The organism is Streptomyces sp. NPDC051315 (assembly GCF_044455165.1).
Taxonomy (GTDB): domain Bacteria; phylum Actinomycetota; class Actinomycetes; order Streptomycetales; family Streptomycetaceae; genus Streptomyces.
Genome location: NZ_JBITEN010000012.1, coordinates 17,495 through 31,104, shown reverse-complemented (window position 1 = coordinate 31,104; position 13,610 = coordinate 17,495). Strand labels below are relative to the sequence as shown.

The window sequence follows — 13,610 nt, the reverse complement described above, 5'->3', positions numbered from 1 at the left end:
CGCTGCACACGGCGCAAGTCCCGACCCGGGGACGGTTCGGTTCCGTCCCCCCACCTCGCTTTCGCCCCGTACGACGGATTTGTACGACGAATTCCCCGGCCTGTGGACAACTTTCGGCACGCCTCGGCGCGGCCCGGCATGCTGGCACTCGCCGGCGGAGCGAGGTCGTCCCCACGCCCCCGCTCCGCCGGCGTACGGGGGGTTTCCAGACGGACGGGGGTCTTCGATGCATCCGATGGTGAAGCCGGCGCTGCGGCGCGGCTGGCGTGACCTGAACACCGTGCAGTTCGGGATGACACCGGCGCACGCGATGACACTGGGCCCGGTGGACGCGGCGACGGGCCGTCTCCTGGACCTGCTCGACGGCACCCGCGGGCTCGCGCTGCTGCGCGAGGAGGCGCGCCGCATGGACCTGGCCGAGGACCAGGTCGACCGGTTGGTGGAGCGGCTGGCGGACGCGGGTCTGCTCGACGACGCGCGCGGCGGCGGACCGGACGCCGGCGCCCTGCGGGAGAGGAAGGAGGTCCTGGACCGGCTGCGTCCCGACCTCGCGTCACTGTCGCTGACCGCGCCGGAACCGGGCGGGGCGCTGGGGCAACTGGCGGCCCGGCGCCGGTCGCGGGTACAGGTGCGCGGCGCGGGCCGGGTGGGCGCGGTGCTGGCCGCACTGCTGGCGGGCGCCGGGGTCGGCGAGGTGGACGTGCGCGACGGCGGCCGGGTGGAGCCGGGGGACGTCGCACCGGGTGGGCTGCCCGCCGAGGCGATCGGCGAGCGCCGGGACCTCACCGCCCGCCGCGCCGTGCGCCGGGCGGCCCCGGACCGTCCACCCCGCGGCGGCACCCGGCCATCGGGTGATACGGACCACTCCGCTTTGTCCCTGGTGATCCTCGCCCCTCGGGACGACGTGTCCGTGTACGCGCCCTCTCCGGCGTCGGCCGAGCCCCTCATCGCGTCGGGCACACCGCATCTGTACGCCGGGGTCGTGGAGGCCACCGGCGTGGTCGGACCGCTCGTCCTGCCCGGCGAGACGGGCTGCGCCGGCTGTCTGCACCAGGCGCGCGCCGACCGGGATCCGACCTGGCCCCGGCTCGTCGCGCAGTGGCACTCCGGGAGCCGCCGCTCGGCCCGTGCCTGCGATCTGGCGCTGGCCACGACGGTCGCCGGACTGGCGGCCGCCCATGCGCTGACCTTCCTCGACGGCCGGCTCCCGTCGAGCGGCGGGGCTCGTTGGGAGGTCTCGTCGCCCGCCCTCCAGTGGCACGCGCGACCGGTCTGGGCCCACTCCGCGTGCCCGTGTGGGGCAGCGCAGAAAGGTAAGGAGAAACACAACCCCTCCGAGGACACGGAATCGCGCGCCACAATGGCGGGGCAACGGCATTCGAAGGAGTTACGCCGTACGGCGGACGCGGCGCGGCGGGCTGGGACTTGGAGGGCGCATGTCTGATCTTCCCCGGAAGGCGGTCACCCGGACCGCCAAGCTCGCCGCGCTCCCGCTCGGCTTCGCCGGCCGGGCGACCTGGGGCCTGGGCAAGCGGATCGTGGGCGAGTCCGCGGAGATCGTCGGCCGTGAGCTGCAACAGCGCACGGCGGAGCAGCTGTTCAAGGTCCTGGGCGAGTTGAAGGGCGGTGCGATGAAGTTCGGGCAGGCCCTGTCCGTCTTCGAGTCCGCCCTGCCCGAGGAGGTGGCCGGCCCCTACCGCGCGGCCCTCACCAAGCTCCAGGACGCGGCCCCGCCCATGCCGACCCGCACGGTGCACTCCGTGCTCGCGGAACGGCTCGGCGAGGACTGGTCCGAGCTGTTCCTCGAGTTCGAGGACAAACCGGCCGCGGCCGCCTCGATCGGCCAGGTGCACCGGGGCGTGTGGCACGACGGGCGGGAGGTCGCGGTCAAGGTCCAGTACCCCGGGGCGGGCGAGGCCCTGCTCTCCGACCTCACCCAGCTCAGCCGGTTCGCCCGCCTGTTGGGTCCCCTCATTCCCGGCATGGACGTCAAACCCCTGATCACCGAGCTCAGGGACCGTGTCTCCGAGGAGCTGGACTACGGCCTGGAGGCCAGGGCGCAGCAGGCGCACGCGGAGGAGTTCGCCGGTGACCCCGACGTCGTGGTGCCGGCGGTGGTCCACCAGAGCGACCAGGTGCTGATCACCGAGTGGATCGACGGTGTGCCCCTGTCCGAGGTGATCTCCGACGGCACCCGGGAGCAACGGGACCGCGCCGGCCAGTTGCTGTCGCGCTTCCTCTTCTCCGGTCCGGCCCGCACCGGTCTGCTGCACGCCGATCCGCACCCCGGCAACTTTCGTCTCCTGCCCGGGGGCCCGGAAGGCGAGGACGACTGGCGCCTGGGCGTCCTCGACTTCGGGACGGTCGACCGGCTTCCGGGCGGTCTGCCGGAGCCGATCGGCGAGTCCCTGCGGATGACGCTCGACGGCGAGGCGGACGAGGTCTACGCCCTGCTGTGTGCGGAGGGCTTCGTCAAGGAGTCCATAGAGCTGGATCCCGACGCGGTCCTCGACTACCTCCTGCCGATCATCGAACCCGCCCGGGTCGACGAGTTCACGTTCACCCGTGACTGGATACGCAGCCAGGCGGCCAGGATCGCCGATCCCCGCTCCCCCGCCCATCAGCTGGGCAAGCAGCTGAACCTGCCCCCGGCCTACCTCCTGATACACCGGGTGACGCTCAGCACGATCGGGGTGCTGTGCCAGCTCGGTGCGACGGTGCGACTGCGGGAGGAACTGGAGGAGTGGCTTCCGGGGTTCGTGCTGGAGGACGAGGCGGAGGACTCGGTGGCGGAGGCGTGAGCCGCTCGGTGGGCGTGTCTCACCACCAGGGCGAGTCCAGCCGCCCTTCGATCGCCCTGAGGTTCTCCCGCGAGCAGGTTTCGCAGAAGTGGCGCCTGACGCCGTTCTCCACCGAGCAGGTCCAGGTGACAGGCAGTGACGGCCCGGCGAAGGCGCCGCAGCGGTCGCACACGAGGGGGTGGCGCTCCGTCGGGGAGCCGCAGTGGTCACTGCCTCCGGGAAGACTCGTCATCCTCGGACGATAACGCCGTGGCCGGTGGATCGAGGGGCGCAACGCACCGCGGGGGCCGGTCCGTTCGGACGGACCGGCCCCCGCGGGGAGAGCTTCGCCTCCCTGACGGGAGGCCACCGCTTCAGGTGGGAGGGGTTACTGCATCACGGCCATGGCGAGCGCCCGGCGGGCACGCATCGAGGCGCGCTCGGCCCGGCGCTGCATCCGGCGGGCGGTCGCCAGGCGCACGGCCCGGCGTTCCCGCTCGGCCTCGTGCAGTCGCTCGTGCATATGCGCACGAGCCAGGGCTTCTGGGATGAGTTGCATCTCTCGGGTCCTGTTCTGACGCGAGTCGATCGCGCCGGTGGTGGTGACGTCTTCGGTCGCGGAGCCGGCGGGCTCGTTGGTGGACGGCTTCATCGGGGCCTGCTTCTTGGGGTCGTGCGTGAGGGGGCGGTCGATCGTTCCTGCGGTGTTCATGCCGTGACCGGGTTCTTGCGCGGGCGGCCACGCGGCCGCTTCCGGGCGACGACGACACCCTGGACGAACAGCTCGCCACCCCAGACGCCCCAGGGCTCGCGCCGCTCCTTCGCCCCGGCGAGGCAGGCCTCGATCAGCGGGCAGGTGCGGCAGAGGGACTTGGCGTACTCGACGTCCGCCGGCGACTCGGCGAAGAAGACCTCCGGGTCGTAGGAGCGGCAGGGGACGGGTACGCCGAGGTTCTCGATGGCGTCGTCGAGCGCGGTGAGCGCGGTGAGCGGAGTCAAGGTGGAGTCCTCCGTGAGGCCGGGCGGGGGGATCGTTTCGGAAGGCGGTACGGACGGGGCGTGCGCTTCGAGTTGCACGGTTCGTCTTCCTCGTCTGGTCGGTCCGGCCCTGTTGGGCCGGTGGCGGCTGGGTACCGGGTTCTTTTCTTGTCCCGAGGCCCCTTCGCTCCGTCATCCCCGTTGGAGGACAAACAGAAGGGCCGCGGATCCCGGATGGGGTTCCGCGGCCCTGAAGGCGCCGGCCTGATCGACGATCAGGCTGGATCACTCCAGGGTTCTGGCCCACGGAAGGCCCACATCAGGTGGTGCTGCGTCGTCTGCTTCCGGAATCCGGCACCGGTCGCCGTAAAGGCATAGGCCTTCGCCTGTGCCGCTACTGCCGCTTCCAGTGCCTTGGTCGGTCGCTCACTGCGCTCACGGACGGGAAGGCCCGCGGGAGCAACGGAGAGGGACGCCGGCCGGTCGGCACGAATGCCGGACACACCGGTGCCCAGGTTCGAGGCGCCGAGCATGCACACGGAGACGGTCGAGCGATCGGTCAGTTTGACGGTGCTGGTGGAGCTGATGGTGTTGATGATCACTGGAATCGCCTCCTCTCGGCGTCTCGGGGGACCGGGGGTGAACCGGTCCGGCGGGTATGCAAGTACAGCACGGAAGCAGGGCCTTGGAGAAGGCCTCTGTTCTCGTGCCTAAGAACCTATGGGGATTGCTGGGGCATGCGCAAACTATTTTTCCGACGAGTTCGCATCAATCGCGCTCAGCGTCCCCTCCCAGGTCCTGGCCTGCGCAGATGGCCAGGACATCGGCTCCATAGCGGTTGAACTTGCGCATGCCGACGCCGGGGATCCGCGCGAGTTCGCCCGCCTCCTCCGGGACGGTCTCGGCGATCGCCATCAGCGTCTTGTCGGTGAAGACACAGAACGCGGGCTGTCCGTTGCGCCGCGCCTGGAGCGCGCGCCAGGCGCGCAGCCGTTCGTACAGCCCTTCGTCCATGTCGGACGGGCAGTCCTCACAGCGCATCAGCTTCATCTCGCCGGCGTCGGTCAGCGTGCGCCCGCAGACCCGGCAGCGGGCCGGGACGCGCTGCGTGCGCCGCGGCACCGCCGTGGCACCACCCGCGATCGGGCCCCGATGGCCACGCTCGACGCCTCCCGCGCCGGCGGTGCCGGCCCGGCCGGCTGCGCTGCCCGAGCCGGGGCGCAGCCCGTCGAGGAAGCGGCTGGGACGGCGGTTGGGGCGGCCGCCGGGCGCGCGGGACAGCGCCCAGGACAGGTGGAGGCGCTCGCGGGCCCGGGTCACCCCTACGTAGAGCAGGCGCCGCTCCTCCTCGATCTGCTCGTCGGTCCTGGCGTAGGTGATCGGCATCATGCCCTCGGCGACGCCCACCAGGAACACGACGTCCCACTCCAGGCCCTTGGCCGAGTGCAGCGAGGCGAGGGTGACGCCCTGGACCGTCGGGGCGTGCTGGGCGTTCGCCCGCTCGTCGAGCTCGGCGACCAGGTCGGCGAGGGTCGCGCCGGGAGTGGCGGCGGCGAAGTCCTGCGCGAGGTTGACCAGGGCGGCCAGCGACTCCCAGCGCTCTCTGACGGCGCCGGAACCGGCGGGCGGCTGCGGGGTCCAGCCCTCGCCGGAGAGGACGGCCCGCACCTGGGAGGGCAGGTCGACGGCGTCCTCGAGGAGGGTGTCGTTGCCACCGAAGCGGGCCGCGCCGCGCAGGGCGATGCCGGCCTTGCGCACCTCGGGGCGGTCGAAGAACCGCTCGGCGCCGCGCAGCTGGTAGGGGATGCCGGCGTCGGCGAGCGCCTGTTCGTAGGTCTCCGACTGGGCGTTGGTGCGGAAGAGGACGGCGATCTCGGCGGCCGGGACGCCGGCGTCGAGCAGTTCCCGGATGCGGCGGGCGGCGCCCTCGGCCTCGGCGGGTTCGTCGGTGTACTCGGTGTAGACGGGCTCGGGTCCCGGCCCGCGCTGGGAGACGAGCTCCAGACGGTGGTCGGCGGCGCGCCCGCGGGCCTGGGCGAGCAGCCCGTTGGCGAGGTGGACGACCTGGGGGGTGGAGCGGTAGTCGCGGACGAGCTTGACGACGGTGGCGCCGGGGTGGCGGGTGCGGAAGTCGAGGAGGTGGTCGGGGGTGGCTCCGGTGAACGAGTAGATCGTCTGGCTGGCGTCGCCGACCACGCACAGGGTGTCCCGCTCGCCGAGCCACAGCTCCAGCAGGCGTTGCTGGAGGGGGCTGACGTCCTGGTACTCGTCGACCACGAAGTGCTGGTACTGGGCGCGGACCTGCTCGGCGATGTCCTGGCGGTCCTGGAGGACGGCGACGGTCAGCAGCAGGACGTCCTCGAAGTCGATGACGCCCCGCTCGCGCTTGAGGTCCTCGTAGGCGGAGTAGATCTGGGCGATCTCGGCGGGGTCGCGCGGGGCTTCGCGGCCCGCCTTGGCCGCGGCGGGGGCGTAGTCGGCGGGGACGGTCTGGGTGACCTTGGACCACTCGATCTCCGCGGCGGCGTCCCGCAGCTCTCCCCGGTCGAGCCGGATGCGGCAGAGGGCCGCCGCGTCGGCGACGAGCTGGACCTTGCGGTCCACCAGCCGGGGCAGGGAACCACCGATCGCTTTCGGCCAGAAGTACTGCAACTGCCGCAGGGCCGCCGAGTGGAAGGTGCGGGCCTGGACGCCGTGGGCGCCGAGCTGGCGCAGTCGGCCGCGCATCTCGCCGGCGGCGCGGTTGGTGAAGGTGACGGCGAGCACGCTGGAGGGGTGCAGGACGCCGGCGCGCACGCCGTAGGCGATGCGGTGGGTGATCGCCCGGGTCTTGCCCGTGCCGGCTCCCGCCAGCACGCACACCGGACCGTGCAGGGCGGTGGCCACCTCGCGCTGCTCGGGGTCGAGCCCTTCGAGCACCGCGTCGGCCGAGTCCGGTACCCGCGGGAAGAGGGGGGAGTGCGTTGCTGCTGTCACACAGCCATGCTGCCAGGTCACCGGAGACGGACGAGCCGGTTGTCCACAGGCGGGCACCCGCAGTCGTACTAATGCGGCAGGCGTCACGTCGGGCCGGGGACGCCGGGCGGGCAGCGCCGTGCGGCAGGGGTCACGTCCCCTCGGATACCCCGGGTGGGAATGGCGGCCCGGTCGTATGTGTTCCTCTGCTGGACGACCTTCCCCGAGCTGCCAGAGGAGCGCGAGCGAGATGCAGGGCACTGTGACGATGTACAGCACCACGTGGTGTGGCTACTGCCGCCGGCTGAAGAGCCAGCTGGACCGCGAGGGCATCGCGTACACCGAGATCAACATCGAGCAGGACCCGGAGTCGGCCGCGTTCGTGGAGAAGGCGAATGGCGGAAACCAGACGGTCCCGACGGTGCTCTTCGCCGACGGCTCGACGCTGACGAACCCGTCGCTGGCGCAGGTGAAGCAGAAGATAAGCGTGTGACCCGAAGACCAGCCGGCGCATAGGCGGAAGATCCGCTGGTGAGCCGAGGAGCCGCGTGTGAGCGGTTTTCGGCGGTCGGCGGTGCAGTGGTGAAGGGGTGGCCGCCCCGGACGGGGCGGCCACCCCTTCGGCGTCCGCGTCGTCCTCAGACGAAGCCGCGCGTCGGCAGGGGCTTGCCGTACCAGAGTTCGATCAGGCGGGCCGCGATCGAGATGCCGTAGGGCGGCAGGACCTCGCCGGACTCGAAGGCGGCGCTCAGTTCGTCGCGGGAGAACCAGCGGGCCTCGTGGATCTCGTCCCCGTCGACGTCGATGTCGGTGGAGGTGGCGCGGGCCATGAAGCCCAGCATGAGGCTGGACGGGAAGGGCCACGGCTGGCTCGCGACGTACTCGACCTGCCCGACGGTGATGCCGGCCTCCTCGAAGACCTCGCGGCGCACCGACTGCTCGATGGACTCGCCGGGCTCGACGAAACCGGCGAGCGTCGAGAAGCGGCCTTCCGGCCAGTGGACCTGGCGGCCGAGGAGGATGCGGTCGTCCTCGTCCGTGACGGCCATGATCACGGCGGGGTCGGTGCGCGGGTAGTGCTCGGCGCCGCAGGCGGGGCAGCGGCGGATGTGACCGGCCGCCGCGATGACCGTGCGTTCGCCGCAGCGGGAGCAGAAGCGGTGGGTGCGCTGCCAGTTCTCCAGTCCGACCGCGTGCACCATCAGACCCGCGTCACGCGGCGACAGCAGCAGGCCGGCCTCGCGCAGCCCCGCCGGGCGCGCGGACTGGTCGATACGGCCGGGCAGGGCGTCCTTCTGGAGGGCGAAGTAGCTGACGCCGTCCTCGTCGATGCCGAGGAAGTAGCGGTGCGCCTCGGTCAGCGGGGCCTCGAAGGAGGGGGTCATGACGAGCTCGGTACGGCCGTCCGCCGTCTCGTCGATGAGGACCTGGCCGCCGGAGACCACGAAGCAGCGGGTGGTGGGGTGGCTCCACGCCGCGGCGAGCCAGGCCTCGTCGAGCCGGTGGTGGGCGGCCCGGTCGATGCCGCTCGGCGCGGTGAGCGAGATGGGTCGGTCGGCGTTCTGGTCGGTCCAGGTGGTCACGGGTGCTTCCAACTCCCCCGGTGGAACGGTTGTTTCGGCGGGCGGTTCAGCGGGACGTGCGGCAGAGGGCGACCGGGTCCGGTGCGGTGGCGCGGTGCGGGGCGGTCCCTCCAGTGTGCCCCGCGCGCGGTTCCGCTCCGGACCGAGCGGGGTCGTCAGGGCGCATGGCTCCAGGTCTCGGCGAGGTCGCCCCAGAGGTACGCGGTGGTCTCGACGCCCTTGAGGAGGAGGTCCAGCTCGACCTTCTCGTTCGGGGCGTGCCAGCCGTCCGAGGGGACGGAGATGCCCAGGAAGAGCACGGGGGCGCCGAGGACTTCCTGGAGGTCGGCCGCCGGGCCCGAACCGCCCTCGCGGGTGAAGCGGACGGGGCCTTCGAAGGCGCGGCCCATGGCGCGGACCACGGACTGCAGGGCGGGGTGGTCCAGCGGGGTCAGGCAGGGGCGCGTGGCCGGACTGAACGTGATCTCGTGCCGGATGCCGTCGGGCACCTGCTCCTCGGCCCAGGCGCGGACGGCCTTCTCGATGTGGTCGGGGTCCTGGCCGGCGACCAGCCGGAAGGACAGCTTCACGAAGGCCGAGGACGGGATGATCGTCTTGCTGCCGGGTCCCTGGTAGCCGCCGCCGATGCCGTTGACCTCGGCGGTGGGGCGGGCCCAGATGCGTTCCAGGGTGGTGTGTCCGGCCTCGCCGTGGGTGGCGTGCGACCTGGCGGTGCTCAGCCACCGCTCCTCGTCGAACGGCAGCTCGGCGAAGAGCGCGCGCTCTTGGTCGGTGAGCTCGACGATGCCGTCGTAGAAGCCGGGGACGGCCACGCGCGCGTGCTCGTCGTGCAGGGCGGCGACGAGGCGGGCGGCCGCGGTGGCCGGGTTGGGCACGGCGCCGCCGAAGGAGCCGGAGTGGATGTCCTGGTCGGGGCCGTGGAGCCGGATCTCGCACTCGGCGAGGCCGCGCATGCCGGTGCACACGGTGGGGGTGTCCTCGGACCACATGCCGGTGTCCGACACGATCACGGCGTCGGCGGCGAGCCGCCCGGCGTGCTCCTCGACCAGGGCGCGGAAGTGCGGGGAGCTGGACTCCTCCTCGCCCTCGATGAGCAGCTTGAGGGTGACGGCGGGGGTGGTGCGGCCGGTGGCGGCGAGGTGGGCGCGGACGCCGAGGGTGTGGAAGAAGACCTGGCCCTTGTCGTCGGCCGCTCCGCGCGCGTAGAGGCGGTTGTCGCGGACCACGGGCTCGAAGGGGTCGCTGTCCCAGCCGTCCTCGAGGGCGGCGGGCTGCACGTCGTGGTGGCCGTAGACCAGGACGGTGGGCGCCTGCGGATCCTCGGACGGCCACTCGGCGTAGACGGCGGGTGCGCCGGGGGTCTGCCAGACCTCGGCGGTCGGGAAGCCGGTCTCCTTGAGCTTGGCGGCGAGCCAGTCCGCGCTGCGGCGCACGTCGGCCGCGTGGTCGGGCCGGGCCGACACCGAGGGGATGCGCAGCCACTCGGCGAGATCGTCGAGGAAGGCGGCGCGGTGGCGCTCGACATACGTGCGGACGACGCTGACCACACTGTCAACGGGATGGCTCATGGTCACGAGCCTATCGGCCCGTACCGACATCCTCGCCGGGTTCTCGCGCGCGGTCGTCGCGGCCGGCCGGTCCCCCGAGGCCGTCCGCGCGCGCCTCCTCCTGCGTCAACAGCCGCTCCAGCGCGGCACGGTCCGGCAGACCGTCGGGCCGTACGACCTCGCCGGTGCGCACGTAGAGGAACGTCGCTGTGACGGATTCCACGGGCACGCCCTGCTGCTCGGCCCAGGCGAGCCGGTACAGCGCGAGCTGGAGCGGGTCGGCGGTGCGGCCCCGGTTGGTCTTCCAGTCGACGATCTCGTACGTCGCCGTCTCGCCGTCGCCCTCCTTGTAGACGGCGTCGATACGGCCCCGTACGACGCGGCCGGCGAGGGCGAGCTGGAAGGGGGCCTCGACGCGGTAGGGCGTACGGCGGGCGTAGTCGGTGCGCTCGAAGGCCTCCTTCAGGGCTTCCAGGTCGCGTTCGTCGGCGATCTCCGCGTCCTCGCCGGGGAGTTCCTCCGGCTCCAGCAGCGGAAGGGTCAACTCCTCGAAGCGGGCCTCCACCCACGCGTGGAAGCGCGTGCCCCGGCGCGCGGCCGGTTGCGGGGGGCGCGGCATGGGGCGCGCGAGTTCCTGCGCGAATCCGTCCGGGTCCGCGGCCAGGCGGAGCAGTTGCGACGCGGTCAGCGCCGTGGGCAGGGGAACGTCCGTGACGTTCTGCCGGGCCCGCAGGAGCTCTCCGGTGAGCGCGTCGAGGTCGCGGTCCCAGGAGGCGATGGTGCGGGCCTCCTCGGGGGTGAGGGGGCCGCGCCGCGGCTCGGGCGGGCGGGCTCGCGCGGCGGAGGGCTCGGGGGCCGTGGCCTGGTGCGGGACGGTCGGTCGGGTGGTGGGGGTCCACTCGCCCCGGTCGGCGGGGGCCGCCTCCGGGGAGGTGGCTGCGGGCGCGTCGTCCTCGAAGGGGTCCGTCTCACCGTAGGGCGGCTCGTCGTCGTACACGTCCGCGAAGGGCGGCTCGTCGTACGGAGAGGCCTCGTACGCGGACGCCTCGTGCGACGGCTGGTCGTACGCGGATGCCTCATATGCGTAGGTTTCGGACGTAGAAAACTCGTACGCGGAGGTTTCGTACGAAGAAGCCTCGTAAGACCGCTCGGCGAAGGAAGGCTCGTCCTCGTCCGGTGGCGGGGGCCAGTCGGGGTCGGTGCCGGGCTCATGGGAGGCGAGCTCGTCCAGGTGGGCGAGGACGGTCGCGGCGGCGGCGCGGCGGCGGGCCAGGGCGTCGTCGTCCAGGGGCAGCGGCCAGACCCGGTCGGCGGTGACCTGGTGGAGGACCGGGTTCTCGGCATCCTCCTGCGGTTCCTCCGCCCAAGCCTCGATCTCGCCGTGGCCGGCCGCGCAGTGGTCGTACAGGGCCTGGAGGAAGGCGGAGGGCCCGCGGGGCTTCTTCTGTGTGGGCCCCCACCAGTGGCCTGAGCCGAGGAGGAGGGAGCGGGGGCGGGTGAAGGTGACGTAACCGAGGCGGAGTTCCTCGGTGTGCTGGTGGTCCTTCATGGCCTCGTGGAAGGCCTTCATGCCCCGTGAGTCCCAGGCCTCGATCTCGGGGAGCGTGTCGGCGTCGCCGCGCAGTTCGTGCGGCAGCACCTTGGCCTGGGCGGTCCACTTCTCGCGGCCCTGGCCGCTCGGGAAGGTACCGGTGACCAGGCCCGGGACGGCGACGACGTCCCACTCCAGGCCCTTGGACTTGTGCGCGGTGAGCACCTTGACGGTGTTCTCGCCGCCCGGCAGGGCGTTGTCGAGTCCCTTCTCGTACTGGGCGGCGGTGCGCAGGAAGCCGAGGAAGGCGAGCAGGCTCGCCTCGTTCTCGTTGGCGGCGAAGGAGGCGGCGATGTCGAGGAAGTTCGACAGGGTCTCGCGGCGGCGGGCGGCCAGGGCGTGCGGGGACGCCGACAGTTCGACCTCGAGGCCGGTGACGGCCAGCACCCGGTGCAGGACGTCCATCAGCGGGTCGGACAGGGAGCGGCGCAGGTCGCGCAGTTCGGCCGCGAGCCGGGCGAAGCGCACGCGCGCGTCCGGCGAGAAGGGCAGCCCGTCGTCGTCCCCGGCGGCGTCCAGCGGGGTTTCGAGGAACGTGTCGAGGGCGTCCGCGAGCGAGATCACCTCGGCCGGGTCGACCCCCTCGACGGCCTCGGCGAGCCGCCGGTCCGGATCGTCGGCGTCGTCCCCGCGCGCGTGGGACACCAGCAGCCGGGCCCGCCGTCCCAGGAGGGCGAGGTCACGCGGTCCGATGCGCCAGCGCGGGCCGGTGAGCAGGCGGACCAGGGAGGCGTTCGCGCCGGGGTCCTGGAGGACCTCGCAGACGGCGACGAGGTCGGCGACCTCGGGCAGGTGCAGCAGCCCGGAGAGCCCGACCACCTCGACGGGAACGTCCCGGGCGACCAGGGCGCCCTGGATCTCCGCGAAGTCGGTGGCCGTGCGGCACAGGACGGCGATCTCGCCGGGTGCCTTGCCGGTGTCCACCAAGTGGGCGATGGAGTCGGCGATCCAGTCGATCTCCTCGGCGTGGGTGGGCAGGAGGGCGCAGCGGACCACGCCGTCGCGCTCGGCGCCGGGCGCCGGGCGGAGGGCCTCCACGCCCGCGTGCATGGCCCGCAGCGGCTCGGCCAGGCCGTTGGCGAGGTCGAGGAGGCGGCCGCCGCTGCGGCGGTTCTCGCTGAGCGCCTGACGCGTGGCGGGGCGGCCGTCGGCGCGGGCGAAGTGCTCGGGGAAGTCGTCGAGGTTGGCGACGGAGGCGCCGCGCCAGCCGTAGATCGCCTGGCAGGGGTCGCCGACGGCGGTCACCGGGTGGCCGGTGCCGCCGCCGAACAGGCCGGCCAGGAGGATGCGCTGGGCCACCGACGTGTCCTGGTACTCGTCCAGCAGCACCACCCGGAACTCGTCGCGCAGGACGCGCCCGACCTCGGGGATCTGCGCGAGCTGCGCGGAGAGCGCGATCTGGTCGCCGAAGTCGAGCAGGTCGCGTGCGCGTTTGGCGGCCCGGTAGCGCAGCACCAGGTCGGCGAGCTCACGCCGGGCGGCGGCGGTCTCGGGCACCTTGCGCAGATCGGCGTTGGTGAGCCTGGCGTTCTCCAATGCGCGCAGCAGCCCGGCGTCCCACGCGCGCAGGTCCTCGGGGCGTACGAGGTGCTCGGCGAGCTCGGCGTCGAGGGCGAGGAGGTCGCTGACGAGGTCGGCGAAGGAGCGGGTGAGCGCCGGGTAGGGGCCGGGCGCCTCGCGCAGCACGCGCGCGGCGAGCTGGTAGCGGGTGGCGTCGGCGAGCAGACGGGAGGTCGGCTCCAGGCCGATGCGCAGTCCGTGGTCGGTCAGCAGGCGGCCCGCGAAGGCGTGGTACGTGGAGATCACCGGCTCGCCCGGGGGGTTGTCCGGGTCGATGGCGTCGGGGTCGGTGACGCCCGCCTTGATCAGGGCCTTGCGGACGCGCTCGGCGAGTTCTCCGGCGGCCTTGTTGGTGAAGGTCAGGCCGAGGACCTGCTCGGGGGCGACCTGGCCGGTGCCGACCAGCCACACCACGCGCGCGGCCATCACCGTCGTCTTGCCCGACCCGGCTCCGGCCACGATCACCTGCGGGGCGGGCGGCGCGATGATGCAGGCCGTCTGCTCCGGGGTGAACGGGATACCGAGGAGCTCTTTGAGCTGCTCGGGGTCGGTGATACGGGCGGGCATGTCGTCAGAGGCTAGCGGCGGGCACTGACAGCGGAGGCCCGATCAGCGC

The 13,610-nt window shown here is 72.7% G+C and carries 11 protein-coding genes; 3 read left to right on the top strand and 8 right to left on the bottom strand.

Annotation, left to right across the window (positions count from 1 at the left end; all coding sequences use genetic code 11):
• Positions 1-226 precede the first annotated feature (226 nt).
• Positions 227-1,444, top strand: a complete 1,218-nt coding sequence (locus tag ACIBBD_RS22870; RefSeq protein WP_399421333.1) for a TOMM precursor leader peptide-binding protein — start codon at positions 227-229, stop codon at positions 1,442-1,444.
• Complete coding sequence (locus ACIBBD_RS22865) at positions 1,437-2,801, top strand: ABC1 kinase family protein (protein WP_399421332.1); 1,365 nt, start codon at positions 1,437-1,439, stop codon at positions 2,799-2,801. The genes ACIBBD_RS22870 and ACIBBD_RS22865 overlap by 8 nt, the downstream gene beginning before the upstream one ends.
• A 19-nt stretch (positions 2,802-2,820) precedes the next feature.
• Here the strand turns inward: ACIBBD_RS22865 and ACIBBD_RS22860 are convergent, their stop codons facing one another.
• The 5 genes from ACIBBD_RS22860 to ACIBBD_RS22840 all read right to left on the bottom strand — a co-directional run bounded on the left by ACIBBD_RS22860 (position 2,821) and on the right by ACIBBD_RS22840 (position 6,734).
• Entirely contained in the window at positions 2,821-3,033 is a 213-nt protein-coding gene (locus ACIBBD_RS22860) for a hypothetical protein (RefSeq protein ID WP_399421331.1), read from the bottom strand.
• Positions 3,034-3,168: 135 nt separating this feature from the next.
• Positions 3,169-3,492 carry a hypothetical protein gene (locus tag ACIBBD_RS22855; protein ID WP_399421330.1) on the bottom strand — a complete coding sequence of 108 codons (324 nt, stop codon included), beginning with the start codon at positions 3,490-3,492 and terminating at the stop codon, positions 3,169-3,171.
• On the bottom strand, positions 3,489-3,857 hold the full coding sequence (locus ACIBBD_RS22850) for a WhiB family transcriptional regulator (RefSeq protein ID WP_019072119.1): 369 nt from the start codon (positions 3,855-3,857) through the stop codon (positions 3,489-3,491). The genes ACIBBD_RS22855 and ACIBBD_RS22850 overlap by 4 nt, the downstream gene beginning before the upstream one ends.
• A gap of 176 nt (positions 3,858-4,033) precedes the next feature.
• Positions 4,034-4,360, bottom strand: coding sequence for a hypothetical protein (locus tag ACIBBD_RS22845; protein ID WP_399421329.1), 327 nt, complete (start codon positions 4,358-4,360; stop codon positions 4,034-4,036).
• 166 nt (positions 4,361-4,526) lie between these two features.
• Entirely contained in the window at positions 4,527-6,734 is a 2,208-nt protein-coding gene (locus ACIBBD_RS22840; RefSeq protein ID WP_399421328.1) for an ATP-dependent DNA helicase UvrD2, read from the bottom strand.
• A gap of 229 nt (positions 6,735-6,963) precedes the next feature.
• On the opposite strand from ACIBBD_RS22840, the gene ACIBBD_RS22835 reads away from it, so the two are divergent.
• Complete coding sequence (locus ACIBBD_RS22835) at positions 6,964-7,206, top strand: mycoredoxin (protein WP_399421327.1); 243 nt, start codon at positions 6,964-6,966, stop codon at positions 7,204-7,206.
• Between the two features lie 145 nt (positions 7,207-7,351).
• Here the strand turns inward: ACIBBD_RS22835 and nudC are convergent, their stop codons facing one another.
• From nudC to ACIBBD_RS22820, 3 genes are all read right to left on the bottom strand, one after another.
• Complete coding sequence (nudC, locus tag ACIBBD_RS22830; protein WP_399421326.1) at positions 7,352-8,296, bottom strand: NAD(+) diphosphatase; 945 nt, start codon at positions 8,294-8,296, stop codon at positions 7,352-7,354.
• Positions 8,297-8,451: 155 nt separating this feature from the next.
• On the bottom strand, positions 8,452-9,864 hold the full coding sequence (locus ACIBBD_RS22825) for a dipeptidase (protein WP_399421325.1): 1,413 nt from the start codon (positions 9,862-9,864) through the stop codon (positions 8,452-8,454).
• A 10-nt stretch (positions 9,865-9,874) separates the two neighbouring features.
• Positions 9,875-13,561: a UvrD-helicase domain-containing protein gene (locus ACIBBD_RS22820; RefSeq protein ID WP_399421324.1), complete on the bottom strand. Its 3,687-nt coding sequence runs from the start codon at positions 13,559-13,561 to the stop codon at positions 9,875-9,877.
• Between the last annotated feature and the right edge of the window lie 49 nt (positions 13,562-13,610).

Coding starts and splice junctions, on each gene's coding strand:
- ACIBBD_RS22835 (WP_399421327.1), top strand. CDS start 6,964: ATGCAGGGCACTGTGACGATGTACAGCACCACGTGGTGTGGCTACTGC.
- ACIBBD_RS22865 (WP_399421332.1), top strand. CDS start 1,437: ATGTCTGATCTTCCCCGGAAGGCGGTCACCCGGACCGCCAAGCTCGCC.
- ACIBBD_RS22860 (WP_399421331.1), bottom strand. CDS start 3,033: ATGACGAGTCTTCCCGGAGGCAGTGACCACTGCGGCTCCCCGACGGAG.
- ACIBBD_RS22820 (WP_399421324.1), bottom strand. CDS start 13,561: ATGCCCGCCCGTATCACCGACCCCGAGCAGCTCAAAGAGCTCCTCGGT.
- ACIBBD_RS22825 (WP_399421325.1), bottom strand. CDS start 9,864: ATGAGCCATCCCGTTGACAGTGTGGTCAGCGTCGTCCGCACGTATGTC.
- ACIBBD_RS22870 (WP_399421333.1), top strand. CDS start 227: ATGCATCCGATGGTGAAGCCGGCGCTGCGGCGCGGCTGGCGTGACCTG.
- ACIBBD_RS22855 (WP_399421330.1), bottom strand. CDS start 3,492: ATGAACACCGCAGGAACGATCGACCGCCCCCTCACGCACGACCCCAAG.